Source organism: Streptomyces corynorhini (assembly GCF_003346515.1).
GTDB classification, from domain to species: Bacteria; Actinomycetota; Actinomycetes; order Streptomycetales; family Streptomycetaceae; genus Streptomyces; species Streptomyces corynorhini.
Map to the genome: position 1 here is coordinate 1 of NZ_QQNA01000050.1, position 25785 is coordinate 25785.

The 25785-nt window shown below is 70.7% G+C and carries 28 protein-coding genes; 10 read left to right on the plus strand and 18 right to left on the minus strand.

Features of this window, described 5'->3' with window-relative positions:
- Positions 1–85 precede the first annotated feature (85 nt).
- From DVH02_RS07905 to DVH02_RS07915, 3 genes are all read right to left on the minus strand, one after another.
- Positions 86–547, minus strand: coding sequence for a cupin domain-containing protein (locus DVH02_RS07905; protein ID WP_233518093.1), 462 nt, complete (start codon positions 545–547; stop codon positions 86–88).
- 2 nt (positions 548–549) lie between these two features.
- Positions 550–1008 carry a nitroreductase family deazaflavin-dependent oxidoreductase gene (locus DVH02_RS07910; RefSeq protein ID WP_114622992.1) on the minus strand — a complete coding sequence of 153 codons (459 nt, stop codon included), beginning with the start codon at positions 1006–1008 and terminating at the stop codon, positions 550–552.
- Positions 1009–1431: 423 nt separating this feature from the next.
- Entirely contained in the window at positions 1432–2604 is a 1173-nt protein-coding gene (locus DVH02_RS07915; protein ID WP_114622993.1) for an acyl-CoA dehydrogenase, read from the minus strand.
- Positions 2605–2842: 238 nt separating this feature from the next.
- On the opposite strand from DVH02_RS07915, the gene DVH02_RS07920 reads away from it, so the two are divergent.
- Positions 2843–4201 (plus strand): UDP-glucose dehydrogenase family protein, encoded by a 1359-nt coding sequence (locus DVH02_RS07920; RefSeq protein ID WP_114622994.1) that lies wholly within the window; start codon positions 2843–2845, stop codon positions 4199–4201.
- Between the two features lie 208 nt (positions 4202–4409).
- On the opposite strand, the gene DVH02_RS07925 is transcribed toward DVH02_RS07920, so the two are convergent.
- Positions 4410–4982, minus strand: coding sequence for a CGNR zinc finger domain-containing protein (locus tag DVH02_RS07925; protein ID WP_114622995.1), 573 nt, complete (start codon positions 4980–4982; stop codon positions 4410–4412).
- A 113-nt stretch (positions 4983–5095) separates the two neighbouring features.
- Here DVH02_RS07925 and DVH02_RS07930 point away from each other — a divergent pair, with 113 nt between their 5' ends.
- Entirely contained in the window at positions 5096–5470 is a 375-nt protein-coding gene (locus DVH02_RS07930; RefSeq protein WP_114622996.1) for a VOC family protein, read from the plus strand.
- On the opposite strand, the gene DVH02_RS07935 is transcribed toward DVH02_RS07930, so the two are convergent.
- The 4 genes from DVH02_RS07935 to DVH02_RS07950 form a co-directional block, all read right to left on the minus strand.
- Entirely contained in the window at positions 5422–6654 is a 1233-nt protein-coding gene (locus DVH02_RS07935) for a dipeptidase (protein ID WP_114622997.1), read from the minus strand. The two genes, DVH02_RS07930 and DVH02_RS07935, sit on opposite strands and share 49 nt — an antisense overlap.
- Before the next feature lie 268 nt (positions 6655–6922).
- Entirely contained in the window at positions 6923–8137 is a 1215-nt protein-coding gene (locus DVH02_RS07940; RefSeq protein ID WP_233518089.1) for a dipeptidase, read from the minus strand.
- The gene (gene purE / locus DVH02_RS07945) at positions 8134–8658 is read right to left on the minus strand and encodes a 5-(carboxyamino)imidazole ribonucleotide mutase (RefSeq protein WP_114622998.1); all 525 of its coding nucleotides are present in this window, start codon (positions 8656–8658) and stop codon (positions 8134–8136) included. The genes DVH02_RS07940 and purE overlap by 4 nt, the downstream gene beginning before the upstream one ends.
- Positions 8655–9794 (minus strand): 5-(carboxyamino)imidazole ribonucleotide synthase, encoded by a 1140-nt coding sequence (locus tag DVH02_RS07950; protein WP_114622999.1) that lies wholly within the window; start codon positions 9792–9794, stop codon positions 8655–8657. The genes purE and DVH02_RS07950 overlap by 4 nt, the downstream gene beginning before the upstream one ends.
- 238 nt (positions 9795–10032) lie before the next feature.
- Here DVH02_RS07950 and DVH02_RS07955 point away from each other — a divergent pair, with 238 nt between their 5' ends.
- Positions 10033–10533, plus strand: a complete 501-nt coding sequence (locus DVH02_RS07955; RefSeq protein WP_114623000.1) for a GtrA family protein — start codon at positions 10033–10035, stop codon at positions 10531–10533.
- Between the two features lie 27 nt (positions 10534–10560).
- Here the strand turns inward: DVH02_RS07955 and DVH02_RS07960 are convergent, their stop codons facing one another.
- Together DVH02_RS07960 and DVH02_RS07965 are read right to left on the minus strand one after the other, a co-directional pair.
- The gene (locus DVH02_RS07960) at positions 10561–11835 is read right to left on the minus strand and encodes an ATP-binding protein (protein WP_114623001.1); all 1275 of its coding nucleotides are present in this window, start codon (positions 11833–11835) and stop codon (positions 10561–10563) included.
- A 181-nt stretch (positions 11836–12016) separates the two neighbouring features.
- On the minus strand, positions 12017–12694 hold the full coding sequence (locus tag DVH02_RS07965) for a response regulator transcription factor (protein ID WP_114623002.1): 678 nt from the start codon (positions 12692–12694) through the stop codon (positions 12017–12019).
- A gap of 423 nt (positions 12695–13117) precedes the next feature.
- Here DVH02_RS07965 and DVH02_RS07970 point away from each other — a divergent pair, with 423 nt between their 5' ends.
- Positions 13118–14641, plus strand: a complete 1524-nt coding sequence (locus DVH02_RS07970; protein WP_114623003.1) for a peptide MFS transporter — start codon at positions 13118–13120, stop codon at positions 14639–14641.
- 166 nt (positions 14642–14807) lie between these two features.
- On the opposite strand, the gene DVH02_RS07975 is transcribed toward DVH02_RS07970, so the two are convergent.
- Together DVH02_RS07975 and DVH02_RS07980 are read right to left on the minus strand one after the other, a co-directional pair.
- Entirely contained in the window at positions 14808–15296 is a 489-nt protein-coding gene (locus tag DVH02_RS07975; RefSeq protein WP_114623004.1) for an ATP-binding protein, read from the minus strand.
- 385 nt (positions 15297–15681) lie between these two features.
- Positions 15682–16050: an STAS domain-containing protein gene (locus tag DVH02_RS07980; protein WP_114623005.1), complete on the minus strand. Its 369-nt coding sequence runs from the start codon at positions 16048–16050 to the stop codon at positions 15682–15684.
- Positions 16051–16335: 285 nt separating this feature from the next.
- Between DVH02_RS07980 and DVH02_RS07985 the strand changes: the two genes are divergently transcribed.
- Complete coding sequence (locus DVH02_RS07985; protein WP_114623014.1) at positions 16336–17271, plus strand: RNA polymerase sigma factor SigF; 936 nt, start codon at positions 16336–16338, stop codon at positions 17269–17271.
- A 248-nt stretch (positions 17272–17519) separates the two neighbouring features.
- Positions 17520–18470 (plus strand): LLM class flavin-dependent oxidoreductase, encoded by a 951-nt coding sequence (locus tag DVH02_RS07990; RefSeq protein ID WP_114623006.1) that lies wholly within the window; start codon positions 17520–17522, stop codon positions 18468–18470.
- 255 nt (positions 18471–18725) lie between these two features.
- Here DVH02_RS07990 and DVH02_RS07995 read toward each other — a convergent pair whose 3' ends face one another.
- On the minus strand, positions 18726–19142 hold the full coding sequence (locus DVH02_RS07995) for an ATP-binding protein (protein ID WP_114623007.1): 417 nt from the start codon (positions 19140–19142) through the stop codon (positions 18726–18728).
- A gap of 235 nt (positions 19143–19377) precedes the next feature.
- On the opposite strand from DVH02_RS07995, the gene DVH02_RS08000 reads away from it, so the two are divergent.
- Complete coding sequence (locus tag DVH02_RS08000) at positions 19378–20235, plus strand: helix-turn-helix domain-containing protein (protein WP_114623008.1); 858 nt, start codon at positions 19378–19380, stop codon at positions 20233–20235.
- On the plus strand, positions 20232–20441 hold the full coding sequence (locus tag DVH02_RS08005; RefSeq protein WP_114623009.1) for a DUF397 domain-containing protein: 210 nt from the start codon (positions 20232–20234) through the stop codon (positions 20439–20441). The genes DVH02_RS08000 and DVH02_RS08005 overlap by 4 nt, the downstream gene beginning before the upstream one ends.
- A 131-nt stretch (positions 20442–20572) precedes the next feature.
- On the opposite strand, the gene DVH02_RS08010 is transcribed toward DVH02_RS08005, so the two are convergent.
- The 5 genes from DVH02_RS08010 to DVH02_RS08030 all read right to left on the minus strand — a co-directional run bounded on the left by DVH02_RS08010 (position 20573) and on the right by DVH02_RS08030 (position 23036).
- Positions 20573–21055: a hypothetical protein gene (locus DVH02_RS08010; RefSeq protein ID WP_114623010.1), complete on the minus strand. Its 483-nt coding sequence runs from the start codon at positions 21053–21055 to the stop codon at positions 20573–20575.
- 85 nt (positions 21056–21140) lie between these two features.
- Positions 21141–21374 (minus strand): DUF397 domain-containing protein, encoded by a 234-nt coding sequence (locus DVH02_RS08015; protein ID WP_114623015.1) that lies wholly within the window; start codon positions 21372–21374, stop codon positions 21141–21143.
- Positions 21375–21456: 82 nt separating this feature from the next.
- Complete coding sequence (locus tag DVH02_RS08020) at positions 21457–22314, minus strand: helix-turn-helix domain-containing protein (RefSeq protein WP_233518090.1); 858 nt, start codon at positions 22312–22314, stop codon at positions 21457–21459.
- Positions 22298–22828, minus strand: a complete 531-nt coding sequence (locus tag DVH02_RS08025; RefSeq protein ID WP_407697598.1) for a DUF6879 family protein — start codon at positions 22826–22828, stop codon at positions 22298–22300. The genes DVH02_RS08020 and DVH02_RS08025 overlap by 17 nt, the downstream gene beginning before the upstream one ends.
- Complete coding sequence (locus DVH02_RS08030; protein ID WP_233518092.1) at positions 22815–23036, minus strand: hypothetical protein; 222 nt, start codon at positions 23034–23036, stop codon at positions 22815–22817. The genes DVH02_RS08025 and DVH02_RS08030 overlap by 14 nt, the downstream gene beginning before the upstream one ends.
- 257 nt (positions 23037–23293) lie before the next feature.
- Here DVH02_RS08030 and DVH02_RS08035 point away from each other — a divergent pair, with 257 nt between their 5' ends.
- Both DVH02_RS08035 and DVH02_RS08040 read left to right on the plus strand, forming a co-directional pair.
- Complete coding sequence (locus DVH02_RS08035) at positions 23294–24652, plus strand: histidine-type phosphatase (protein ID WP_114623012.1); 1359 nt, start codon at positions 23294–23296, stop codon at positions 24650–24652.
- Positions 24653–24754: 102 nt separating this feature from the next.
- A partial coding sequence (locus tag DVH02_RS08040; protein WP_407697599.1) for a DegT/DnrJ/EryC1/StrS family aminotransferase occupies positions 24755–25785 on the plus strand: 1031 nt, incomplete at its 3' end.

Here is a 25785-nt window from a genome sequence, read left to right on the forward strand (position 1 = left end):
GTGAAGGCTGGCGGCGACCGGGGTCCTCGGTGAGGTCGACGGTGACCGCGGAGCGCGGGCGGGCGGGCGGCGGCGCGGGCGGGCGTCAGCGCGGCGGGCCGACGATGATCTGGCCGTACAGGTCGGCGGCCTCCGCCATGCGGTCCATCGATATCCCGAACCCGTCGGGGCGCGGCGTCGCCTTGTCCCGGCCCGCGTGGCGGAACATGCCCTCGATACCGGCCGGTGTGCACATCATCAGCAGGTCGGCGGTGTCGGAGGTGATCCGGTACCCGTGCGGGACGTTCTTGGGCAGGAAGACGATGCCGCCCTCCGACAGCTCCCTCTCCTCGTCGTCGCACCACAGCAGCGCGCTGCCTTTCAGCAGCATGAAGACCTCGTCCTCACGGGTGTGCAGGTGGTACGGCGGCGCCTCGCCCTTGCTGACGGTGAACCGTCCGACGGTCAGCTGTCCGTCGGTGGCCGCGCTGTCCAGCAGCACGGCGAGCTGCCCGCCGTCCAGCCATTCGAGCTTCTGCTGCTGATCGGGCTGTGCGAGATAGGGCATGGTCACGACGGAGTCCGTCCCGAGCGGCTGTCGGACGCGGCGTCCCCGTCCGCGGGGACGAGCGCGACGACAGGGATGATCCGCTCGGTCTTGCGCTGGTAGCCGGCGAATCCGGGATAGCGCCGCGCCTGCTCCGCGAACGCGCTGTCGCGCTCCGCGCCGCGCAGCTCGACGGCGCGTACGCTCCGCGTCTCGTCGCCGACCTCGATCCGCGCGTCGGGGTGGGCGAGCAGGTTGTGATACCAGTCCGGATTGCGGTCGGACCCCGCCTTGGAGGCGAAGACCAGGTAACGGCCCTCATCGGCCATGTACATCATCGGGTTGATACGCGGCGCCCCGGAGCGGGCACCGAGGGTGTGCAGCAGAAGCAGCGGCGCCCCGGCGAAACCACCGCCGACCTGGCCGTGGTTCGCGCGGAACTCCTCGATGACGCTTGCGTTGAAGTCTGCTGGGGCAGTCATGTCCGTCTCCCGTCCGCTCTCCTCGGAGTCTCGGAGTCTCGGGCCGCCCCGGAGAGCAGACGCAGGGCGCAGCCGAGGAGCCCGCCCGCACCCACGCTCCCCCGGGCGGCGCCCTGTCACCGATGATCCTCTCGTATGACTCCCACTGCCAGATATCTGGCGGATAGCAGAGGTATACGGGGGCGCCTGCGCGATGGACCGGGCACGGTCGGCTGTCCTAGGCGGCAAGGAGCAGGCGAACGACGCACGTTCCCCCACGGCGAGGACAAGTCCGCCGACCACAAAGCCCGCTGGCATGAAAGCGGCCGAGGAGCCCCCGCCCCCGGGCCGGGACTCCTCGGTACTCCTGATGGGGTTCCTCGGCGCTCTTGAAGGGGCTCCTCGGCGCTTCCGAAGGGGGCTCCTCCGCGGCCTCGACGGGGGCTACGGCAGGTTGCGCGCCATGACGATGCGCTGGACCTGGTTGGTGCCCTCGTAGATTTGCGTGATCTTCGCGTCGCGCATCATCCGCTCCACCGGGTAGTCGCGCGTGTACCCGTAGCCGCCGAGCAGCTGGACCGCGTCCGTGGTGATCTCCATCGCCGCGTCCGAGGCAAAACACTTGGCCGCCGCGCCGAAGAAGGTCAGGTCCTCCTTCGCGCTGCCGCCGGAGACGCGCTCAGAGCGGGCGGCGGCGGAGTAGGTGAGCTGGCGGGCCGCCTCCAGTTTCATGGCCATGTCGGCGAGCATGAACTGCACGCCCTGGAAGTCCGCGATCGGCTTGCCGAACTGCTTGCGCTCCTTGACGTAGCCCGCCGCGTAGTCGAGGGCCCCCTGCGCGATGCCCAGCGCCTGGGCGGCGATGGTGATGCGGGTGTGGTCGAGGGTCTTCATGGCGGTGGCGAAGCCGGTGCCCTCCTCGCCGATGAGCCGGTCGGCGGGGATGCGGACGTTGTCGAGATAGACCTCGCGGGTCGGGGAGCCCTTGATGCCGAGCTTCTTCTCCGGGGCGCCGAAGGAGACGCCCGGGTCCGACTTCTCGACCACGAAGGCGCTGATGCCCTTGGTGCGCTTGTCGGGGTCGGTGACGGCCATGACCGTGTAGTACTCGGAGACGCCCGCGTTGGTGATCCAGCGCTTCACGCCGTTGAGCACGTAGTGGTCGCCGTCGCGTACCGCCCGGGTCTTCATGCCGCCCGCGTCGGAGCCCGCGTCCGGCTCCGAGAGGCAGTACGAGAACATCGCGTCGCCCTTGGCCAGCGGCGCCAGGTACTTCGCCTTCAGGCTCTCGTCACCGGCCAGGATCACCGGCAGCGAGCCCAGCTTGTTCACCGCCGGGATCAGCGAGGACGACGCGCAGACCCGCGCGACCTCCTCGATGACGATGACCGTGGCGAGCGCGTCCGCGCCCGCGCCGCCGTACCCCTCGGGTACGTGGATGGCGTGCAGGTCGGAGGCGACGAGCGCGTCCAGGGCCTCCTGCGGGAAGCGGGCCTCTTCGTCGACGGCCGCCGCGAACGGCGCGATCTTCGCCTCCGCGAGCGCGCGCACGGTCTCGCGCAGCATGTCGTGCTCTTCGGACGGGCGGTACAGGTCGAAATCAGCCGATCCGGCCACGGTCTTTCACTCCCCAAGGATGCTAACTACCGTTAAGTAACCCAATTTTAGAGGGCTCGGGCACCGTCGGGATAGGTGAGGTTGCCGACAGGCCCCGGTTACCCGGAGAAGTGCCCCTGCCACGCCCTTCCGACGCGCGGATATGCTCGGGCCCGCGCACTCTCCGGCGCGAGTGCGCGCACTCGCCCGCACCCGTTCCGTCCGTACGCCCCCTGCCCCGTAACCCTGGAGCACGCACATGGCCCTCAAGATCACCGTGATCGGCACCGGCTACCTCGGCGCCACCCACGCCGCGGCCATGGCCGAGCTGGGCTTCGAGGTCCTCGGGCTCGATGTGGTCGCCGAGAAGATCGAGATGCTGTCGGCCGGCCGGGTGCCGATGTACGAACCGGGCCTGGAGGAACTGCTGCACAAGCACGTCGCCGGGATCGAGGGATCGAGCGGGCGGCTGCGCTTCACGAGGGACTGGGCGGAGGCCGCGGACTTCGGCGACGTGCACTTCATCTGCGTGAACACCCCGCAGAAGCACGGTGAGTACGCCTGCGACATGTCGTACGTCGACTCCGCGGTCGAGAGCCTCGCCCGGCATCTGCGCCGGCCCGCGCTCGTCGTCGGCAAGTCCACCGTGCCGGTCGGCAGCGCGGACCGGCTGGCCGCCCGGATCGCGGAGCTGGCCCCCGCGGGCGGCGAGGTGGAGCTGGCCTGGAACCCGGAGTTCCTGCGCGAGGGCTTCGCCGTGCACGACACCCTGCACCCGGACCGGCTCGTGGTGGGCGTGCGCGCCGGGGCGGGCGGGGAGCGCGCCGAGCGGACGCTGCGCGAGGTGTACGCCACCCCGATCGCGGAGGGCTCGCCCTTCGTGTCGACGGACTTTCCGACCGCCGAGCTGGTCAAGACGTCCGCGAACTCCTTCCTCGCCACGAAGATCTCGTTCATCAACGCGATGGCGGAGGTCTGCGAGGCGGCGGGCGGCGATGTGGTGAAGCTGGCGGAGGCGCTCGGCCACGACGAGCGCATCGGGAAGAAGTTCCTGCGCGCCGGGATCGGCTTCGGCGGCGGCTGCCTGCCCAAGGACATCAGGGCGTTCATGGCGCGCGCGGGCGAGCTGGGCGCGGACCAGGCGCTGACGTTCCTGCGCGAGGTCGACTCGATCAACATGCGCCGCCGGGGCCACATGGTGGAGCTGGCGCGCGAGGCCGTCGGCGCCGACTCGTCGTTCCTCGGCAAGCGCGTCGCCGTGCTGGGCGCGACCTTCAAGCCGGACTCCGACGACGTACGGGACTCCCCCGCGCTGAACGTCGCCGGTCAGATACACCTCCAGGGCGGCCAGGTCACGGTCTACGACCCGAAGGGCATGGCCAACGCCAAGCGGCTCTTCCCGACCCTCGGCTACGCGGACTCGGCCCTGGACGCGGTGCGCGGCGCGGATGTCGTCCTGCATCTGACGGAGTGGTCGGAGTTCCGGGAGCTGGACCCGACGACCCTCGGCGAGGCGGTGTCCCGCCGACTCATCCTCGACGGCCGCAACGCCCTGGACCCGGAGCGCTGGCGCGCGGCGGGCTGGACGTACCGGGCGATGGGACGGCCGCGGGCCTGAGCACGGCCGCGAGGCTCGGCGGTCCGCGGCGGTCCGGCTCGGCCCGTCCTCAGCCGTTCGGCCCGGCCCCTCCCGTCCTCCGCTGACCGGCTCGGCCCGTCCGCGGCCGTCCGGCTCCGCGGTCCGCGGCCGTCCGGCTCGGCCCGTCCTGTCCTCACGCCGTCCGGCCCGGCCCGTCCTGTCCTCACGCCGGTCGGCACGGCCGTCCTCAGCCGTCCTCGGTCAGCCGCGCCCGGTACGCGCGCATCTTCGCGCGGGCGCCGCAGACCGACATCGCGCACCAGCGGCCACGGCCCGCCGGGCTCCGGTCGTAGAAGACCCACTGGCAGTCCTCCGCCTCGCACGCCTTGAGCCGCTCCCAGCTGCCGTCGGCCAGCCCGGCCGCGATCGCCTCCGCGATACGGGACGTCAGTCCGTCCGGCGCCGTGGCCGGGCGGAGGGTGGCCGCGCCGGTCGCGTCGACGGCCACGCGCAGCGGGGCTCCCGCCAGCAGCCGGTCGAGACCGGCGGCCGACGGCCGGAGCGGGCCCGTGGCGGCGGCCGGTGGCTCCCCGGCGCGCGGGAGCCGTGCGGTGCGCGGGATCGCGGCGGCGTGCGCCAGACAGGCGGCACGCAGAGCCTCGCGGAGTTCGCGGGCGGCGGGCACGTCCTCTTCCGCGACGCCGAAGGCCGCGCGGCCGTCCGCGGAGTCGAGGGTGTCGATGCCCTCTTCGACGTCGTACGTGTTCACCAGGGCCTGGACCAGCGCCAGCCCTCCCGGGGCGGGCGGCCTGTTCGTCATGGCTCGACGGTACCTCCTGCCCGTTACCTCTTGCCTGCCGCGATGCGGTCACCCACACTGTTACCAGTTGAAGCAATTCATCGGTAACGACCGCCCGAGACCCAGGAGTCCCCATGGCCATCGCCACGCTCGAAAGCATCGTCCTGGACTGCCCCGACCCCCTGGCCCTCGCCGGTTTCTACGCCGCCGTGCTCGGCGGCGAGGCGACCGCGCACAGCGACAGCAGCGGCTCCTGGGTCGACCTGACCGGCGTCCCCGGGGCGCCGCTCGCCTTCCAGGCAGCGCCCGGCTTCGTACCGCCGTCGTGGCCCGCGCCCGACGGCCCGCAGCAGTTCCATCTGGACCTGACCGTCCCCGACCTGGACGCGGCGGAGAAAGAGGTGCTCGCGCTCGGCGCGACCGTGCTGGAGGCGTCGGACCGGGAACGGAGTTTTCGGGTCTACGCGGACCCCTCGGGCCATCCGTTCTGCCTCTGCCGCGCCGCCTGATCGCCGTCCAGCTCCTCGACCGTCGCGGTCGACGGCCCGCGCCGCTGCTGGGCGGTGCGGGCGGCGAACTCCGTATCGCGTACCACGCGGGCCGCGTTGCCCCAGGTCAGCCCGGCGATGTCGGCGTCCGTCCAGCCCCGTTCGAGGAGTTCGGCGAGCAGCAGCGGGTAGCAGGAGGCGTCTTCGAGGCCCCGGACGCGCGGCGTGTCCGCCGTCGCGCCGTACCCGCCGGACAGCCCGACGCACCGCGGGCCCGCCACCTCGCGTACGTGGTCGAGGTGGTCGGCGACGTCCCGCAGGGTCGGCGGGCGGCCGGCGCGGGCGGTCTGGTCCGGGGCGAGGCTCACCATGCAGACGCCGTGGTGGTGGCCGAGGAGCGCGAGACCGGCGTCCGAGACGTTGGCCGGGTGGTCGGTGAGCGCGCGGGCGGCCGAGTGGGAGAACAGGACGGGCGCCTTCGCCACGGTGAACGCCCCGCGCATCGCCTCCTCCCGGGTACCCGAGAGGTCGACCACGACCCCGAGGCGGTTCATCTCCCGGACGACCTCCTGGCCGAACCGGCTCAACGCCCCGTCCCGGTCCGCCCAGCGGGCTCCGGCGAGCGTGACGGCCCGGACGCCGAGGGCGTGGTACGCGCGCAGGACGCTCAGCGAGTCCCCGAGCGCGTGCCCGGCGACCGGCCCGAGCAGCGAGGCGACGCGCCCGCGGTTACGGGCGTCGGTCAGATCGCCCGGGGCGAGCGCCGGTCTGAACCCTTCAGGACAGCCGTCGATCATGGCCCGGACCCGGTCGATCAGCTCCAGCGTGGCGCTGATGGCGCGCTGGTGCCCGGCCTCGTGCGCCGGGACGCGCAGCGACCAGAACTGCGCGCCGACGCCGCCCGCGCGCAGCCGGGGGAGGTCGGTGTCGAGGGCGCTCTCGCCGAATTCCAGGTCGTGCGGGGGCGTGTGCCCGAGCAGGCGGCCGAGGGTGTTGTGGCCGTCGAGGACGGGGTGTTCGGCGAGCAGCAGCCGGACGCGCTCCGCCGTCCCGACCACCTCCGTGCTCCCGCCGGTCCCGGCCGTCACCACCGTTTCGGCGCTCCCGGCGTCCTCGGCCGGTGCGTCGCGGGACGGTGGGGCCGCGCCGACCGCCGCAGGTGGCGCGGCGTACCGGGCGTACGGGTCGTCTCGCAGATCTGCCATGACGGGCGCTCCGGGGTCGGCGACGGCAGTACCGCCACCGTGCCACGCCCGGCCCGGCGGGTCGCGGCGGACGGTGCGTTCGGGCGTACGGCGTACGGGCGTACGGGCGTACGGGGGCCGCGGGAGATACGGCGGCTGCGGGCGGGATACCGGCTGCGGGCGGGATACGGCTACCGGCGGATACCGGCCTACCGGCGGGATACAACTGCGGGCGGTACCGGCGCCTTCCGCGCCCGTACCGCCCGCAGCGCCCTACCGCCCGCCGCCCTCAGCCGTCCAGGTCCTCGATCGTCGCCTGCGACGGCGCCCGCGTGGGCTTCAGCGCCCGCGAGGCGTCCTCCGCCGCGCGCAGCACCCGTACCGCGTTCTGCCAGGTCAGCTTGGAGATGTCCGGCGTCGACCAGTTCCGGGCCAGCAGCTCCGCGATCAGGTTCGGATAGCCCGCCACGTCCTCCAGGCCCTCCGGCGTGAACGGCGTGCCGTCGAAGTCGCCGCCGATGCCGATGTGGTCGACGCCCGCCGCCTCGCGCATGTGGTCGAGGTGGTCGGCGACCGTCGCGACCGTGGCCACCGGGCGCGGGTGCGCCGCCTCGAAGGTCTCGTGGACCTTCATCGCCTCGGGCGTGGTGGCGAGGTGGTGCAGCCCGTGGGCGTTCATGTTCTCGTCCGCGCGCCGCGTCCACTCCACGGCCTCGGGCAGGATGAACTTCGGTACGAAGGTGACCATCGCGACGCCGCCGTTCGCGGGCAGCAGCTCCAGCACGTCGTCCGGGACATTGCGCGGATGGTCGCAGACCGCGCGCGCCGACGAGTGGGAGAAGATCACCGGCGCCTCGGTCACGGCGAGCGCGTCCCGCATGGTCGTGGCGGCGACATGGGAGAGGTCGACCAGCATGCCGACGCGGTTCATCTCCCGGACGACCTCGCGGCCGAAGGCGGAGAGCCCGCCCACGCCCGGCTCGTCGGTCGCCGAGTCCGCCCAGCGCAGATTGTCGTTGTGCGTGAGCGTCATGTAGCGGACGCCCAGGGTGTACAGGGCGCGCAGGGTGGCGAGGGAGTTGTTGATGGAGTGGCCGCCCTCGGCGCCCATCAGGGAGGCGATCCTGCCCTGGCGGCGCGCCGCCTCCATGTCGTCCGCCGTCAGCGCGCGGGCCAGGTCGTCGGGGTAGCGGGCGAGGAGCCGGCCGACGACGTCGATCTGCTCCAGCGTCGCGCTGACCGCGTCGTCCCCTGCCATGTCGGACCGTACGTACACGGACCAGAACTGGCCGCCGACCCCGCCGCGCCGCAGCCTCGGCAGGTCGGTGTGGAGCTGCGCCGAGGTGTCGTCGGCGATGTCGAGCCGGTCCAGGTCGTAACGGACGTGCTCGCGCAGCGCCCACGGCAGGTCGTTGTGGCCGTCGACGACGGGGAACTCGGTGAGCAGGGCGCGGGCCCGGTCGAGGAAGCCGAGCGAGCCGTCGGCGGGCACGGGCGCCGTCACTTGCCGAATCCGAAGTGGTCGGAGCCCTCGACCTTGGCGCGCAGTCGCTTGCCCTTCTCCGACGCCTGCTCGTTCAGGTCGCGCTGGAACTCCCGCATCCGGCCGCGCAGCTCGGGGTCGTGGGCCGCGAGGATCCGGGCGGCCAGCAGCCCCGCGTTGCGCGCGCCGCCGACGGAGACCGTGGCGACCGGCACCCCGGCGGGCATCTGCACGATGGAGAGCAGGGAGTCCATGCCGTCCAGGTACTTCAGGGGTACGGGGACACCGATGACCGGCAGCGGTGTCACCGACGCCAGCATGCCCGGCAGATGCGCCGCGCCGCCGGCGCCCGCGATGATCGCCTTGAGGCCGCGGTCGGCCGCGTGCTCGCCGTAGGAGATCATCTCGCGCGGCATCCGGTGCGCGGAGACGACATCGACCTCGTAGGGGATCTCGAACTCGTGCAGGGCCTTCGCCGCGGCCTCCATGACGGGCCAGTCGGAGTCCGAGCCCATCACGACGCCGACCAGGGGGGGAATCATTCGGTGATCGTTCCTCGCAGGTAGCCGGCGGCGTGGCGGGCGCGCTCCAGCACGTCGTCCAGGTCGTCGCCGTAGGTGTTGACGTGGCCCACCTTGCGGCCGGGCTTCACGTCCTTGCCGTACATGTGGATCTTCAGCCGCGGGTCCCTGGCCATGCAGTGCAGATAGGCCGGGTACATGTCCGGGTAGTCGCCGCCCAGGACGTTGCACATGACCGTCCAGGGCGCGCGCGGGCGCGGGTCGCCGAGCGGCAGGTCGAGTACGGCCCGTACGTGGTTGGCGAACTGGGAGGTGATCGCGCCGTCCTGGGTCCAGTGCCCGGAGTTGTGGGGGCGCATGGCCAGTTCGTTGACGAGCACGCGTCCGTCGCGGGTCTCGAAGAGTTCCACCGCGAGATGGCCGACGACGCCGAGTTCGGAGGCGATCCGCAGCGCGAGCCGCTGCGCCTCGCCCGACAGTTCCTCGGAGAGAGCGGGCGCGGGCGCGATGACGGTGTCGCAGACGCCGTCGACCTGCTGGGACTCGACCACGGGGTAGGCCACGGCCTGGCCGTGCGGCGAGCGGACTATGTTCGCCGCCAGCTCCCGTACGAAGTCGACCTTCTCCTCGGCCAGGACGGGCACCCCGGCGCGGAAGGGCGGCCCGGCCTCGGCCTCGGACCGTACGACCCACACGCCCTTGCCGTCGTAGCCGCCGCGCACTGTCTTGAGGACGACGGGGAAGCCGCCCACCTCGGCGGCGAAGGCCACGGCGTCGGCGGGGTCGGTCACGATGCGGTGACGCGGGCAGGGCGCGCCCAGCTCGGTGAGCCGGGCGCGCATCACGCCCTTGTCCTGGGCGTGCCTGAGCGCGTCGGGGCCGGGCCTGACGGGGATACCGTCGGCCTCCAGCGCGCGCAAATGCTCGATCGGGACATGTTCATGGTCGAACGTGATCACATCGCAACCCCGCGCGAAGTCACGCAGCGTGTCCAGGTCGCGATAGTCGCCGATGACGACCTCGCTCACCACCTGGGCCGCCGAGTCCTGCGGGGTGTCGCTGAGGAGCTTGAACCTGAGGCCGAGGGGGATGCCCGCCTCGTGGGTCATACGGGCGAGCTGACCCCCGCCGACCATGCCGACTACCGGAAATGTCACGCACCCAGGGTATCCGGACCCGGTGCGGCCCCGGGTCTCCCGTCGGCTGCCGCGTCGGCCCGCGCGTCGGCGGAGGGCCCCGCGTCCGCGCGGACGGCCCCGCGGCGCCCGGCACCGCCACCGACCGTCACCGAGGGTGACGTACGGTCGCCCAGGCGGGTGCGGAAGGCGCTGGTTAGCATGGTTCGATACTGCGGGATCGAGCGAACCGCCGAACGGACTGGGGCTGAACGGACATATGAGCGAACGCAGCGCACTCCGTGTGCGACTGGACCGGCTCGTCCGCGAGGCGGTCAAGTTCGGCGCGGTGGGCGGCGCGGGGCTGCTGGTCAACCTCCTCGTCTTCAACCTCGTACGGCACACCACCTCGCTGCCCGTGGTGCGGGCGAGCGTCCTGGCCACCGTCGTCGCGATCGCCTTCAACTACGTGGGCTTCCGCTACTTCACCTACCGGGACCGCGACAAGGGCGGGCGCACCCGGGAGCTGACGCTGTTTCTGCTGTTCAGCGCGGCCGGTCTGGTCGTCGAGAACGGCATTCTGTACACCGCGACGTACGGGTTCGGCTGGGATTCCCCGCTCCAGAGCAACGTCTTCAAGTTCATCGGCATCGGTATCGCGACGCTGTTCCGCTTCTGGTCGTACCGGACCTGGGTGTTCCGGGCGGAGCCCGTCGCGGACGGCGAGGAAGGGGAGGAACGGGACGGCGAGGAACGGACCGAGCCGGTACGGGCGCGCTGACGGCGGCGCCCGCCCGTCTCGCGGGCGTCACCGGACCGGGCGCTGCGCGTCCTCCGACGACCTGCGGGTCCTGGCCTCCCGGCTGAGGAACAGCGCGAAGACCGGCGGCTGCTGCTGGAGCAGTTCGAGCCGCCCGCCGTCCGCCTCCGCCAGGTCGCGCGCCACGGCGAGGCCGATGCCGGTGGAGTTGCGGCCGCTGATCGTACGTTCGAAGATCCGCGCCCCGAGGTCCGCCGGTACGCCCGGACCCTCGTCGGTCACCTCGATGACGGCCTGGTTGCCGGTGACCCGGGTGCGCAGGGCGACCGTGCCGCCGCCGTGCATCAGCGAGTTCTCGATCAGCGCCGCGAGCACCTGGGCGACGGCGCCGGGGGTGGCGACGGCGCGCATGCCGGGCCGTCCCGAGCAGACGATGGCGCGCCCGGCGCTGCGGTAGGCGGGCCGCCACTCCTCGATCTGCTGCTTGACGACCTCGTCCAGGTCGAAGGCGACGGCGGAGCCGGTGCGCGGGTCGCGGGCGTTGGTGAGCAGCCGCTCGACCACGTCGGTCAACCGCTCCACCTGGGTGAGCGCGATCTGCGCCTCCTCCTTGACCGTGTCCAGGTCGTCGGTCACGGAGATCTCCTCCAGCCGCATGGACAGCGCGGTGAGCGGGGTGCGCAGCTGATGCGAGGCGTCCGCCGCGAGCCGCCGCTCGGCGGTGAGCATCCGGGCGATCCGCTCGGCGCTGGAGTCGAGCACGTCGGCGACCCGGTCCAGCTCGGGGACGGCGTAGCGGCGGTGGCGGGGGCGTGGATCGCCCGAGCCGAGGCGCTCGGCGGTCTCCGCGAGGTCGGTGAGCGGCGAGGCGAGCCGGTTGGCCTGCCGTACGGCCAGCAGCGCGGCGGCGATGACGGCGAGCAGCGCGACCGCGCCGATGATCAGCAGGGTGCGGCCGACCTCGCGGGTGACGGAGGAGCGCGTCTCCTCGACGGTGACGGTCTCGCCCTCCTCGCCCGTGGCCCGGCCCCGCAGGACGCTGCCGGTGGGGCGTTCGCCGATCTCCACGGTGTCGCGGCCGGGGATCTCGATCCGCGCGTACCGCTTCTTGGCGACCTGCTCGGAGAGCACCTTGGCGTTGACACGGTCGCCGCCGAGGAGCCGGCTGTCGACGATGCTGACCAGGCGCAGCGCCTCGGAGTCCACGCTCTCCTGGGCGCTGGCGCTGATCGTGCGGGTCTCGACGATGACGAGGGACACGCCGAAGACGGCGATGACGATGAGCACCACGGCGAGGGTGGAGCTGATCAGGCGACGGCGCACGGCGCGCTCCCCAGGTGGCTCTTCGGGCGCTGGATCGGGCGCTCGATCAGGCGCTGGACCGGGCGCGGGGCCGGGCACTCGATCAGGCGCTGGATCGGGCACCGGACCGGGCGCAGGGCCGGGCGCAGGGCCGGGCACTCGATCGGGCGCCGGACCGGGCGCGGGGCCGGGCGCAGGGTCTCTAGCTCTTCTCGAACCGGAAGCCGACGCCCCGCACCGTCGCGATGTAGCGCGGGTTGGCCGCGTCGTCACCGAGCTTCTTGCGCAGCCAGGAGATGTGCATGTCGAGGGTCTTGGTCGAGGACCACCAGGTGGTGTCCCAGACCTCGCGCATCAGCTGGTCGCGGGTGACGACCCGGCCTGCGTCCCGTACCAGCACGCGCAGCAGGTCGAACTCCTTGGCGGTGAGCTGAAGCTCCTCGTCGCCCATCCAGGCGCGGTGCGACTCGACGTCGATCCGTACGCCGTGCGTGGCGGGGGCGGGGCCGGTGTCCGCGGCGCCGCGCCGCAGCAGGGCCCGTACCCGCGCCAGCAGCTCGGCGAGCCGGAACGGCTTGGTCACGTAGTCGTCGGCACCGGCGTCGAGCCCGACGACGGTGTCGACCTCGTCGGCGCGGGCGGTGAGCACCAGGATCGGGATGGCGTGGCCCTCGGCGCGCAGTCGGCGCGCGACTTCGAGGCCGTCCATGCCGGGCAGCCCCAGGTCGAGGACCACCAGGTCGATACCGCCCTGGAGTCCAGCGTCCAGCGCGGTCGGGCCGTCTTCGCGGACCTCGACCTCGTAACCCTCCCGTCGCAGGGCGCGGGCCAGCGGCTCCGAGATGGAAGCGTCGTCCTCGGCGAGCAGTACACGGGTCATGAGGTGATGGTAGACCGCATGGGGCGGCGCTCGGGCAGTGCTCGCGCGGGTGCCCGCGGGAGCCCCTCGTGCGCCTGCGCATCGGCCGAGGCCGGGCCGCGGGCCGCCCCGTGGCGTGGCCTCGGCTCGGCGGCGGTACGGCTATGGAGCGCCTACGCGTCGGTGTGGCGATCCGATGATCCTCCTTCGAATCCCGGCGCCCGCCCCGCCGTCACCTGTGATCCATGTCTCCCCGCTCCGCCGGTCCTTTCATGGAGCACTCCGTCGTGCCGTATGGTGTCGAGGCACCTTTAAGTACCACTAACCCCCACTTGCACCACTCGTACCGCTCAACCCCCCACTCGTAGACCTTTGCGACCTTTGGCCTGTCGAGCGCCGAAGGTCTCTTTCATGTGGTCTCGTCCCCAGCGCAAGGATCGATCGATGGCGTCCAGCCTGACGAAGGACTCGCCCAGCGCCCCCGCAGGACCCGAGAAGACCTTCTTCGGCCACCCCCGAGGACTGGCCACCCTCTTCTTGACCGAGATGTGGGAGCGCTTCAGCTTCTACGGCATGAGGGCCCTGCTCACCATCTACCTGATCTCCGGCGGCCCCGACGCCTCGAAGGGGCTTCAGGGCGGCGGGCTGGGGATGGACCTGGCCACCACCACGGCCATCTACTCCATCTACCTCTCGATGGTCTATCTGCTGGCCATGCCGGGCGGCTGGCTGGGCGACCGGGTGTGGGGGCCGCGCAAGACGGTCGCGATCGCGGCCTGCACGATCATGGCGGGCCATCTGACGCTGGCCCTGCCGGGCACGGGCACCTTCTTCGCCGGTCTGGCGCTGGTGGCGCTCGGCTCCGGGCTGCTCAAGGCCAACATCTCCACGATGGTCGGGCAGCTCTACGACGGTCCCGACGACCCGCGCCGGGACGGCGGCTTCACCATCTTCTACATGGGCATCAACATCGGTGCCTTCTTCGCGCCGCTGGTCATCGGCACGGTCGGCGAGAAGTACAGCTGGCACCTCGGCTTCGCCCTCGCGGCGGTCGGGATGGGGATCGGCCTGGTCACCTTCCTGGTCGGCACGCGCCACCTGAACCCGGCGAGCAGCCGCGTCCCCACGCCGCTCTCCCGCGAGGAGCGGGTCTCCTGGCTGCGCAAGGGCATGACCTGGCTGCTGATCGCCGCCGTCTTCTACGGGGTCGTCGGGCTGAGCGGTCACTTCACCCTCAACTGGGCGATGATTCCGCTCACCCTGGCCGGGGTCGTCATCCCGGCGGGTGTGCTGATCCGGATCAAGCGCGACAAGGACCTCTCGGCGGCCGAGCAGACCAAGATGTCCGGGTACATCTGGTTCTTCGTCGCCGCCGCCGTCTTCTGGATGATCTACGACCAGGGCGGCTCCACGATCCAGGCGTTCGGTACGACGAAGGCGTCGACCGAGCTGTTCGGGATCGGCTTCCCGACGTCCTGGTACCAGTCGCTGAACCCGGTGTTCATCATGGCGCTGGCCCCGGTGATGGCCTGGCTGTGGCTGTGGCTGAACCGGAAGGGCCACGAACCGACGACGGTGGTGAAGTTCGCGGCCGGGCTGGTCCTGGTCGGCGTCTCGTTCTTCTTCTTCCTGATGCCGCTGCTGATGGCGTCCGGCGGCGCGCTGGTGAGCCCGTTGTGGCTGGTGGGGATCTATCTGATCCAGACCGTCGGGGAGCTGTGCATCTCGCCGGTGGGGCTGTCGGTGACCACGAAGATGGCGCCGGCCAAGTACGCGAGCCAGATGATGGGCGTCTGGTTCCTCGCGGTCACGGCGGGCGACTCGGTCACGAGCCTGCTCTCGATCGCCGGGGTCGACCTGAGCAGGTCGGGCGTGGTGGCGCTGGAGGCGCTCCTGGCGACGCTGGCGGGGGTCGCGGTGTACATGTACCGGAAGCAGGTCAGGGCGCTGATGGGCGACATCCACTGAGCGCGGCGGGCGCGTACCGCCCGCCGGGCCGGGCTGGGCGCGTACCGCCGGGGTGGGCGCGCACCGCCGGGGTGGGCGCGCACCGCCCGTGCGATAGGGCCGCCGCACCTCTCCGGTGCGGCGGCCCTATCGCGCGGTGGGGACCGCCCTGGGCAGGCGGGCGGGCTCAGGCGGGCGCCGCCAGCTCCGCCCAGACGGTCTTGCCGGTCGCGTCCGGGTTCCTCACCACGCCCCAGTCGAGGCACAGCCGCTGGACGATGAACATGCCGTGGCCGCCGGGACGGCCCGCGCGGTGCGGGGTGCGGGGCGCGGGCTGTCCCGTACCCCGGTCGGTGACCTCCAGGCGCAGCGCCTTCGTGCCGTACGAGACGCGCAGCCCTTCGGGGCCGTCCGCGTGCAGGCAGGCGTTGGTGACCAACTCGGAGACGACCAGCAGGACGTCCTCCGCCGCGGCCCGCCGGTCGGCGGTCGCGGCCGGGAGCCAGCCCCAGTCGTAGAGCGCCTGACGGGTGAAGTCGCGTGCGAGCGGGACGACGCCGCTGGCGCCGGACAGCACGAGCGTCCGTACCCGTGCGTCGGACGTCGCCGGGTAGGGGCCCGCCTCGTCCGGCTCGGGGCCGAGGTCGCCCGGCGGAGGCTGCCGGGTGGTGCTCATCAGCGCTTCACCTCACCGAATTCACCCATGTGTGAGTTCCATCAATACAGAGCGTGCGGGTTCAGGGTCCATGGTCCCCGAGTGGCCTGCCCGGGGTCTTCTGCCCCTCCGAATCGTGACAACACCCACTTCACCGATACGGAAAGCGTGACGCACACGACACGAGGGACTGCGGGGCCGGGTGAAAAGCGTCCGGCCGGGTTCTCACCGAAGATCCTGTCAGGGTCCCGACAGGGGTTTGACCAGGGGTTTCGACCGGACGATTCGACGAGGGGGGTGACGAGGTCCGGCCGGAGTACCGACCGGGGGGCCCGGCCGGCATTCGCGTCATCAGGATCGGATCATCGAAGTCGGATCGGTTCGGATGGGTTCGGTTCGGATCGGATCAGTCGGCGAGGGCGTCTTCCAGCGAGTCGTGGAGGGTGAAGACCGCGTCCGCCCCGGTGATCTCGAAGACCCTCGCGACCACGGGGAGCATGCCCGCCAAGTGGACGCCACCACCGGCGGCGTCCGCTTTCAGCCGGGCGCCGAGCAGCACGTTGAGTCCGGTGGAGTCGCAGAACTCCAGCCGCGAGCAGTCGATCACCAGGCGTGCCCGGCCCTGTTCGAGCGCATCGTCCAGAGGAGTGCGCAACAGTTCGGCCGTGTGGTGATCCAGCTCACCGGCCGCCGTCACTACCTCGCTCCGGCCCTCGGTCCGAACCGCGACCTGGAGGCGGCCCCGGTTCGCGCTGCCGACCGTCTGGCGGTCCATGCCGTCCCTCTATCGCCGTGTCGTACGCCGTCGTCAGATGGTGCCTGTCTCATCGTCATCACAACTCGATGACGTCCGTCGAACATTACGCCTTCCAGCCGCCGGCCGGTACTCAAAGTCCCCCACAATCCAGGCATAACGCACAATTAACACTTGCAACTGTCCGCACCTACCGGGTAGGGCTTGTAGGACACATTCGACCTCGACCGGCTTCGGAGGCGCCGCACACCGTAGCAACACGTACTGGCATCGGCAGCCATATGCCGAGAACGTATGGAGGAGACCATGTCACCCCGGCTCGACGAAACGCGTACCCCGCACGCGCCGTCGGCAACTCCGCCCGCACCTTCCGAGACCGACGTCACACTCCCGTCGGCCGGCGCAAAGGGCCTGGGCATCGCGAACCGGGCCGACGGCCTGACGGACCTGCCCGAGATCCCGCCCTTCGACGAAGTGGGCGCGGTGGATGCGCGGTCTCTGTCGAAGACTCTCTTCGCCCGTCTCGAAGCCCTCGAAGAGGGCACGCACGAGCACTCCTACGTCCGTAACACCCTGGTCGAGCTGAACCTCGCGCTGGTGAAGTTCGCGGCCTCCCGGTTCCGCTCCCGCAGCGAACCGATGGAGGACATCGTCCAGGTCGGCACGATCGGGCTGATCAAGGCCATCGACCGCTTCGAGCTGAGCCGCGGCGTCGAGTTCCCCACCTTCGCGATGCCGACCATCGTCGGCGAGATCAAGCGTTTCTTCCGCGACACGTCGTGGTCGGTACGCGTCCCGCGCAGGCTCCAGGAACTCCGCCTCGACCTGGCCAAGGCGGGCGACGAACTGGCGCAGCAGCTGGACCGCGCCCCGACCGTCGCCGAACTCGCGGCCCGCCTCGGCCTCACCAACGAGGAGGTCGTCGAGGGGATGACGGCCAGCAACGCCTACACCGCCAGCTCCCTGGACGCCCAGCCCGAGGACGACGACAGCGAGGGAGCGCTCGCGGACCGGATCGGGTACGAGGACCACGGCATCGAGGGCATCGAGTACATCGAGTCCCTCAAGCCGCTGATCGCGAGCCTGCCGTCGCGGGACCGCAAGATCCTCTCCCTGCGGTTCGTCGCCAACATGACGCAGTCGGAGATCGGCGAGGAGCTGAACATCTCGCAGATGCACGTCTCCCGTCTCCTCTCGCGCACGCTGAACAAGCTGCGCAAGGGGCTGACGCTGGAGGAGTGAGCGAGCCCGCCGCTCCCGGCGGGTACCTGCCCGCCGGTACTCCCCTGCCTGTGCCCGCCTGCCCGCCCGCCTGTGCCCGTGGCCCGCGACTCGCCGAGTCGCGGGCCACGGGCACAGGTTCGGGTGACGGGCGCGGGGTCAGGTGACGGGCACGGGGTCAGGTGACGGGCACGGGCTGATGGGCACGGGCTGATGGTGGGGCTGCCGAGGTCTGGTCGGGACGTACCGCGACTCATTAGGGTCGGGGAATGATCAATGCCTCGTCAGACACCAGCGCCCCCGCCGTCCGTGCGCGCCGTATCGGTGTGATGTTCGACAGGGACCAGCGCCCGGAGGAACTCTCCTCTTTCGCGGCCGAGTTGGAGAAGCTCGGAGCCGAAGGCGGCCCGCGGGTGGACGACCTGTGGGTGGTGGAGGACCTCGCCTGGGCGGGCTCCGTCGCCTCGGCCACGCTGGCGCTCGCCGCGACCGAGCGGCTGCGGGTGGGAATCGGCATCGCACCGGCGCCCCTGCGTAACGCCGCGCTGCTCGCCATGGAACTCTCCACCCTGGCCCGGGTGTTCCCCGGGCGGCTCGTCGCGGGCGTCGGGCACGGCGCGGCGGAGTGGATGGCCCAGGTCGGTGCCGCGTCCCCGACGAAGCTGGCGCTGCTGGAGGAGACGATCACGGCGGTACGCGGTCTGCTGACGGGCGCGACCACGAGCGTGACCGGCCGGGCCGTACACATCGACGGCGTCACCCTGGTGCACCCCCCGGCCGTGGCACCGCCCGTCGTGGCCGGTGTCGTACGCCCACGCTCGCTGGAACTCTCCGGCCGGGCGGCCGACGGTACGGTCATGGCCGAGGGCCAGGGCCCGCGCGCCGTCGAGGCCGCGCTCGACGCCATCGCCAAGGGCCGTGCCGCCGCGTCCCCGGACGGCCCGGCCGCGCACGAACTCATCATCTTCACCCACCTGTACGTGGACGACGACCCGGCCCGCGTCGCCACGGCCACCGCGCCGGTGGTGGCGGAGTACACGCAGTGGCTCGACGTCGCGCCGGAGGACGTCTTCCTCGCGGCGGGCGAGGCGGCCACGGCGGCCGGGCGGATCCGCGGCCTGTGGGAGGCGGGCGCCGCGACGGTGGTCCTGCGCCCGGTCGGCGACGACCCGCTGGGCCAGGTCCGCGCGGCACTGGCGGCGCTGGGGGCGCTGGCCTAGACCTACGGGCCTACGAGGCCGTACGCGGCCCGGGTTCGGGGGAGGCGTCGCCTCCGTACGCCTCCCACCGGGGATGAGTCCGGGCCCGGAACCGGTCCCCGGTCCGCCCGTAACACGCGACGACGTCCACGCAGACGAGTTGCGTAACGCCCCGGGAGAACCGGGCCCGCAGGGTGGACGCCACGACGTGGCAGCGGCACACATCGCAGCGGTACAGGAGAAGCGGATCTGCGCGCTCCGCGTTCCCCGCATCGCCTACGTACGGCATAACGGCGACGCCTCCCGCCGGATCCGCAGCTGAGCCCAGACGGTTTTCCCGGGATCCCGGGGCCGGACGCCCCACGTATCGGCGAGCGCGTCCACGAGCAACAGACCCCGGCCGCCCAGGTCTTCGGCGGCGGGTCTGCACAGCGCGGGCATCCGCCACTGGAACGAGTCGGACACCTCGACCACCAGCACGCCGTCCCGCCGACGTACCCCGAGTTCGAAGAACTCTCCGGCGCCTCGGGCGTGTTGGACGACGTTGGTCGTGAACTCGCTGGTGATGAGGGCGGCGGTCTCGATGAGCGCGTCGAGTTTCCACTCCGTGAGGAGGGATTCGACGTGCTGTCTGGCGGCGGGGACGGAGTGGTTGAGGATGCGGAATCTCTTGGTGTGTGTACGCCCGGACATGGGACCTCCAAGGTCTACGGCAGGCGGACGGGAGCCACTTAGCGCATCGAAGCGACAGCGCTAAGTGACGCAATCCAAGGTAGAGCGCACCCTTCATGAAACGCAACTACGCCGTTGCGCGCATAGTTGCGCCTGTCTTCAAGTTGCGAATCGGTTGGCGCGAGGCACTCTTCCCCGTGCAGACTGGGTCACGGAAAGTGGAGGAGGGGATATGCCGGCAGGTGGACGCCCGACCATGCGCAGCAGGCGACTTGGGGCGGCGCTGAGGCGATACCGCGAGGCCGCGAAGCTTGATCAGCAGCACGCGGCGGACCACATCATGGGATCCAAAACCAAGATCAGCCGGATCGAGTCCGGCCAGGTCACGGCCAGGCCCGGCGATGTGAGGCTGATGCTGGAACTGTATGGAGTCGAAGACCGCGAGGTCCACCAACGCCTGGAGCAGCTCGCGCGGGACTCGAACAAGCGCGGCTGGTGGCTCGACTTCCCGTGGGTGGTCAAGAACGAAGGGTTCGCGGACTTCGTCACGCTGGAGACAGACGCCACCTACATCCGGACCTGGCAATCACTTTTCATCCCTGGCCTGCTCCAGACAGATGACTACATCAGGACCTTGATGGACCTCAGCCTGACCGTCCACTCTCCCGAAGCGATCCGGGAGGCGGTGGCCATTCGGCAGACGCGCAGAAAGACGATCGAAGAGGGCGGCGCGCAATACGCGGCGGTCATCTGGGAACCCGCGCTTACCGCGCCCATGCCGTCCAGGAAGAGACACCGCGATCAGCTGCTGCACATCTACGACGTAGCGCAGCGGCCGAACGTCAGCGTGCAGGTGCTTCCATTCTCCGAGTGGCAGACCGCACACTTGTCTTCGCACTTCGTCATGTTCAACTTCGACTCGGAGCCTGCTCCACAGGCCGTCGCCTACGACACCACGTCAAGCACCGTGCTCCTCGAAGACTCGGAGGACATGGCGAAGCACGTACAGATCTTTGAAACCCTGCGATCGGCCGCACACACTCCCAACGAGAGCCTCGCCTTCCTCCGGAAGACCATAACGGGCATCCCTGAAGACCGGGCAGAGGAGAAATGAAGCATCCCGACGTAGTGACGGCGTTCAAAAAGGCCAGCGCGTCCGGTGCTTCACCAACGACGGACTGCGTAGAGGTCGCCCACACCGCCGACGGCGGCCGAGCCGTACGCGACAGCAAGAACCCCACCGGCGGGACCCAGTTCTATCCACCCGCCGAGTGGGCCGCCTTCCTCCACGGCCTCAAGTCCGGCGACCTGGGCCGCTGACGGCGACGACCGTCATCGACAAGACGTCTGACTTCATCTGAAGTCCGGCGACGGTCGATGGATGATCTTCGACTACCTGTTCCGGGCCGGCCAGTTGCTCTCACTGCACCGCGCCCCGAAGGCTGCCTCGGCTACCGAGCCGGGCAGCTCAGACCGGGCGCGGAACGGTTGGGGGAACACGTCACCAGGGCGAGGGACAGGAACACCGGGCGTTCCAGATAGAAGCCCAGGGATACGTCACCTCCCCAGCTCAACCGTTCGGTGGCGGAGTTGACCAGGAGCGCCAAGTGGGTGGTGCCCCGCTGCGCGGCGGAATCGAAGCGGGGTGCGTGCCGGGCCAGGTGCCGTCCCAGCCAGTCGGCCGCCTCTTTCGGTTCCTGCCAGGTTCCCCGTACGACGACCTTGGGCTTCATCAGCCACTGTGCCGTTTCGAGCGGCGGGAGGCCGATGACCGGGAACTCCGCCGCCGCCTCGCGGTACCGGTCTTGGAGTCTCCCCGCCTGCACGTCGCCCGGTGTGGCGGCCTGAGGCGGATCGGGATGAGGAGGCCGACGCAGCCTCTCTTCGTCGAACCGGTTCTTCGGGCCGGTCCACAGATATCCGTGATGGTGCAACGGTGGCTCCGTTCGACGTGGTTGGCGACCGTCATGGTCCAGCCCCGGCCCGATGGAAAGGGCCGGGGCTGGGTGAGCGGGGCGCTCAGGCCGAGAGGCCGAATCGCGGCGGCTCGATGCCGGCTGCCCTCAGCTCCGCGGTGGTGAATCGAAGCGGCTCCGCATTGGGCCGCTTGCTGTCACCGAGAGCCCACGCCGATTCGCCGATCCGGGCGAGCGTGACGCAGGACTCGCCGTCGGGGTGCGTGTTGCCTCCGCACGCTCTGGAGAATTCAGCTCCGTCAATGTGGAGCGCGTACAGGTCATTTCCGTTCTGCATCGGCATGCTCTCCCTGATCGCCTTACGGCCGCAGGTGCGACCGCTCCCCATCATTCCGGACCCACCGGAGAATTTGGGAGGGCTAGTCGCGTTGACGCATAAACTCGGCCGCCGCATCTTCCAGGAACACGGAAGCGTCCTCGCCCTTGAGAGCGTACGACCAGAAAAGGTCGAACAAATTGAGGTGCTGCGTCACATCTCTGGGGTCGCGCAATACCACTTCTCCAGAGAAGAGTTCGACCGTGACAAGCCGATCGTCATACGTGACAAAGATATTCATCGGAGTGGCGGGTACCTGAGCCGTCTGCGGGATGATCCCGAGGCTGACGTTGGGTTTTCCGTTCACCTCGGCCATGTGCGCGCACTGGGCCGCCATGGTCTTGACACTCGCGCGCCGCCACCGTACAGCCTGCTCGGTCATCAGGAACCAGAAGGAGCGCGCCGGGTCGTCCAGGATGGCTTGCCGGTCCATCCGCGCTTGCACCGCGCGCGTGACATCTCGTGCCGGATCGCCGACCACTGTGGGAGCCAGCGTTTCGGCGGCGTACTCACGGACATGCAGCAGGCCGGTGGGAACTGCCGGTAGGAAATGACGCATGACGTGCGACGACCAATCAAGAGACTTCAGTTCAGCTTGTTTGCGATACAAGCCGATGCGTGCGTACGTACGCCAAGATGCGTAATCAACATTCGCCCTGCGCGCAAGCCCCAATATCTCGTCTACGACCTCCCGAGGAACAGCAAGAGCTTTAAGAATTCGCTCGACGTCGATAACGGTCGGCAACGCGCGACCGGTTTCGATACGACTGATCTTCGTTTGACTCATGTTGCAGCGAAATGCCAGACGCTCACCACTTAGACCGGCAGCAATACGGAGGCCCCGAAGGGCCTCCGCCAGGTCTTTCCGGTCGTGCGATCGCGACTCAGGTTCTATAGGCACTGAACGGCACGCCGCTTTCCAGAGCGAGATCCCGCCACCCGAGATACGTGGCCAGGTCCGGGTCCTGGAGCAGTTCGCGGTTGATCTGCGTTCCGTCCGGACGGTAGTTGAGGTGAACCACGACCGACTCGTCGAACAGCCAGAAGTCCTGCTCGGGCAGGTCGTGATCCGGCCGCTCGGTCACGTCCACCACTTGGTAGTCCTCCCCGGCCGCCACGTTCCCCGGGATGCACCACTCGAACAGGTACCGGCTGTACGGGGTGAGCGGGCGACGTACGACCTTCGCCCGGGTCATCGTCCGCCCGGCCGCCGCGTGGTCCCGGATGGTCCGGTGCCAGGACGCGTTGAAGTCCGCCGGCCTCGGGGCACCGGCCAGGAAGTCGCGTACCGTCGACGCCTCCGCGGGCATGGTGTAGGTCTGGTGGACCTCCAGTCGGAAGGCGGAACGCTTGAAGTCGCTGAAGTACGCCTGCCACTCGTGGCCGTCGAGCAGCACGGGGTCAGAGCCAGCCACGGACACGGGCCGCCTCCTTCAGAATCTCCTCCGGGATCACCACGACCGACTCGCCGTCCGGCACCGGATGGGCCACGTCGTAGCCCTGGATGGCCAGCATGCCGGGCTTGGGCGTGGCGTACACGGTGGGGCAGTCTCCGTTGCCGCATTTGTCGTCGTCGTCGCCGTTCTTGCACGGGCCACCGGCGATCCTGCGTAACTCGTCCACTCGGGGCTCCTCTCGCTCTGTGGTCAGCACGCTACGGAAGGTCCGGACCGCTTCACAAGCAGCTACCGCCGTCCAGTCACGTAGTCGCATAGAACGGCGGGCCGAACGACACGGAGGGCGGGCTGCTCCAGGCCCTCAGCCCCAGCGGGTCCGCCCACTCCTGCGGCGTGCTGTCGCGTGGCGGTCACGCCTCGTTCATCTCCGCGCGCCACGGTGGGGCGGTTCACCACGGACCAGAGGACCAGAGGACCTGAACCATGCGACGCGCCGCCCTCACCGCCACCGTCCCCGCCATCGCACTCGCCCTGGTCGCGCTGGTGCCTGCCGGGGTCGCCGCCGCTCATCCGGGTGCGTTGGCCTCGTACGCCACCAGCTCGTACGCCACCAAGACGCCGTACCGGCCCCAGCAGGACGCCCGTTCCTACCAGCGGGTGCCCGCCGGGTTCGTGCCCGTGTTCACGGAGAACGTCTCGCGGCACGGGTCACGGGCCGCGACCGGCGATGAGGACGGGCAGCTGGTCCTCGCGCTCTGGGAGAAGGCCCGGAAGGAAGGCGCGCTGACCCCGCTCGGGAAGTCGTTCGGGCCCGAGGTGCGGCGGCTGCTGGACGCCATGGCGAAGGTCGGGTACGGGGAGCTGAGCGAGCGCGGGAAGCAGGAGCTGCGGGACACGGCGGTACGGCTGCGCAAGCGGCTGCCCGCGCTGTTCGACGCGATGCCCGCCAAGGGCGAGCGCATCGACGTCGTCAGCTCGGGCAAGGGCCGCGCGGTGGACAGCGGTACGGAGTTCGCGGGCGCGCTCGTCGCGGCCGACCCGAAGCTCGCGCCGCTGGTCGGCCCCGCGCGTACGGACGCGGACCTGCTCTACTTCCACAAGTCCGACGGCGGCGCCGCCTACCGCGACTACGTCGACAACGACCAGCGCCTCGCCGCCACCCTGAAGAAGATCCGGGAGCAGCCCAGGACCGGGGAGGCCGCCCGCGGCGTGCTGCGGAAGCTGTTCTCCGCCGGGTTCGTGGACCGGATGACCGCCGCCGACCGGTACACCGCCGCCGAGGCCGTCTACAGCCTCTACGCCATCGCCCCCAGCATGCGCGCCGAGGGCGACTGGCACCTCGACCGGTACATCGCCGCCAAGGACGCCTCCTGGTTCGGGTACCTGGACGACGCCGAGAGCTTCTACGAGAGCGGCCCCGGCTTCCACGACTCCGACATCACCTACCGCATGGCGGACGTCCTGCTGGACGACCTCTTCGCGCGGGCCGAGGCGGCGGAGTCCGGCACGAGCGAGGTCGGTGCCGTGCTGCGCTTCACCCACGCCGAGGAGATCATGCCGCTCGCCGCCCTGATGAAGCTCCCCGGCAGCGAGCGCCCCGCGTCCCCGTCCCGCCCGTACACGTACGCGGACAACGCCTGGCGCGGCTCCTCGGTCGCGCCCATGGCCTCGAACATCCAGTGGGACGTCTTCCGCAAGGGCGGCACCTCTCTCGTGCGGATGCTCTACAACGAGAAGGAGACCGCCTTCAAGACCGGCTGTCGGCCCGTCTCCAAGGGCAGTTACTTCTACGATCTGGACGAGCTGGAGCGCTGCTTCGACCGGTCGGCGGCTGCCGAGTAGCCCCGGCGGTCCCCGCGTGGGCCCTCCTGCTCCGGCCCACCCTGCCTTATTGACTCCCCCCGCCCGGTATGGGAGACATTGAGCCGGGACAGGGGGGTCGGAATGGCTCGTGGGGAGAGCCTGCCGGCGGAGCACTCGGCGTACGCGGCCTTGGAGTCGCTGATGCGCGAGCGCCTCGGCAGGGACGTTCTGTACATGCCGTCGTGCCGGCTCGGGCTGTACGTCGCGCTGCGGCACTGGTGTCCGCCCGGCGGGCGGGTGCTGATGTCGCCGGTCAACGACGACGTCATCTTCTTCGTCGTGCTCGCGGCCGGACTGCGGCCGGTACAGGCTCCGTTGAATCCGTACGACGGGTCGATCGACGTCGACGCCGTGCCGGAGAGCACCTGGCGCGGGCTGTCCGGCGTCATCACCACCAATCTGTACGGCAATCCCGATCCGGCGGCGGAACTCCGGCTCCGTTGCGACGCGTTGGGGATTCCGCTGATCGAGGACGCCGCCCACGCCATCGGGAGCACGGTGGCGGGGCGGCCGGTCGGGTCGTTCGGGGACGCCGCCGTGTTCAGCCTGTCCAAGCATGTGGGCGCCAAGACCGGGGGGTTCCTGGCGGTCGCGGATCCGGGGGCGAGGGACGAGCTGGCCGCCGCGCGCGACGCGTCGCTGCTGCCCTCGCGGCCCGGCGCCGAACTCGCCTACGCGGTCAGGCCGTACGCCGAGGCAGGCGTCCGGGGGCTGCGGCTGACGCACGCCGCGCGCGCCGCGCTGCGGCTGCTCGGACAGGAGGAACGGGACGGGATCCGGATGCCCCTGAGACCCGGGGAGTTGCGGCGGGCGCTGGCGGACGCGCCGGATCTGGCGGCCTTCCACTCCTGGGTACGGGTCGACCTGCACCACTACCGGCTCCGGCCCGGTCGGATGCGGCTTCGCCGCACGGAACGGCTGCTGGCCGGGCTCGACAGGACGCTCGCCGCCCATGAGGCCGGTACGGAGGAGCTGTTGGCCTGCCCGTGGGCCGCGCGGAAAGCCGTGGGCGCCGACGGGGCCCGGAGCGGGACTGGGAGCGGGACCGGGACTGGGAGCGGGGCGGAGACCGAGGCAGGGGTTGGGGCGAAGGCAGCGGCCGGGGCCGGGGC

Coding starts and splice junctions, on each gene's coding strand:
- DVH02_RS07910 (WP_114622992.1), bottom strand. CDS start 1,008: ATGACTGCCCCAGCAGACTTCAACGCAAGCGTCATCGAGGAGTTCCGC.
- DVH02_RS07935 (WP_114622997.1), bottom strand. CDS start 6,654: ATGGCAGATCTGCGAGACGACCCGTACGCCCGGTACGCCGCGCCACCT.
- DVH02_RS07930 (WP_114622996.1), top strand. CDS start 5,096: ATGGCCATCGCCACGCTCGAAAGCATCGTCCTGGACTGCCCCGACCCC.
- DVH02_RS07980 (WP_114623005.1), bottom strand. CDS start 16,050: ATGGACCGCCAGACGGTCGGCAGCGCGAACCGGGGCCGCCTCCAGGTC.
- DVH02_RS08005 (WP_114623009.1), top strand. CDS start 20,232: ATGAAGCATCCCGACGTAGTGACGGCGTTCAAAAAGGCCAGCGCGTCC.
- DVH02_RS08035 (WP_114623012.1), top strand. CDS start 23,294: ATGCGACGCGCCGCCCTCACCGCCACCGTCCCCGCCATCGCACTCGCC.
- DVH02_RS07985 (WP_114623014.1), top strand. CDS start 16,336: ATGTCACCCCGGCTCGACGAAACGCGTACCCCGCACGCGCCGTCGGCA.
- DVH02_RS08015 (WP_114623015.1), bottom strand. CDS start 21,374: ATGCAGAACGGAAATGACCTGTACGCGCTCCACATTGACGGAGCTGAA.
- DVH02_RS07955 (WP_114623000.1), top strand. CDS start 10,033: ATGAGCGAACGCAGCGCACTCCGTGTGCGACTGGACCGGCTCGTCCGC.
- DVH02_RS08000 (WP_114623008.1), top strand. CDS start 19,378: ATGCGCAGCAGGCGACTTGGGGCGGCGCTGAGGCGATACCGCGAGGCC.
- DVH02_RS07925 (WP_114622995.1), bottom strand. CDS start 4,982: ATGACGAACAGGCCGCCCGCCCCGGGAGGGCTGGCGCTGGTCCAGGCC.
- DVH02_RS07995 (WP_114623007.1), bottom strand. CDS start 19,142: ATGTCCGGGCGTACACACACCAAGAGATTCCGCATCCTCAACCACTCC.
- DVH02_RS07990 (WP_114623006.1), top strand. CDS start 17,520: ATGATCAATGCCTCGTCAGACACCAGCGCCCCCGCCGTCCGTGCGCGC.
- DVH02_RS07905 (WP_233518093.1), bottom strand. CDS start 547: ATGCCCTATCTCGCACAGCCCGATCAGCAGCAGAAGCTCGAATGGCTG.
- DVH02_RS07975 (WP_114623004.1), bottom strand. CDS start 15,296: ATGAGCACCACCCGGCAGCCTCCGCCGGGCGACCTCGGCCCCGAGCCG.
- purE (WP_114622998.1), bottom strand. CDS start 8,658: ATGATTCCCCCCCTGGTCGGCGTCGTGATGGGCTCGGACTCCGACTGG.
- DVH02_RS07965 (WP_114623002.1), bottom strand. CDS start 12,694: ATGACCCGTGTACTGCTCGCCGAGGACGACGCTTCCATCTCGGAGCCG.
- DVH02_RS07970 (WP_114623003.1), top strand. CDS start 13,118: ATGGCGTCCAGCCTGACGAAGGACTCGCCCAGCGCCCCCGCAGGACCC.
- DVH02_RS07920 (WP_114622994.1), top strand. CDS start 2,843: ATGGCCCTCAAGATCACCGTGATCGGCACCGGCTACCTCGGCGCCACC.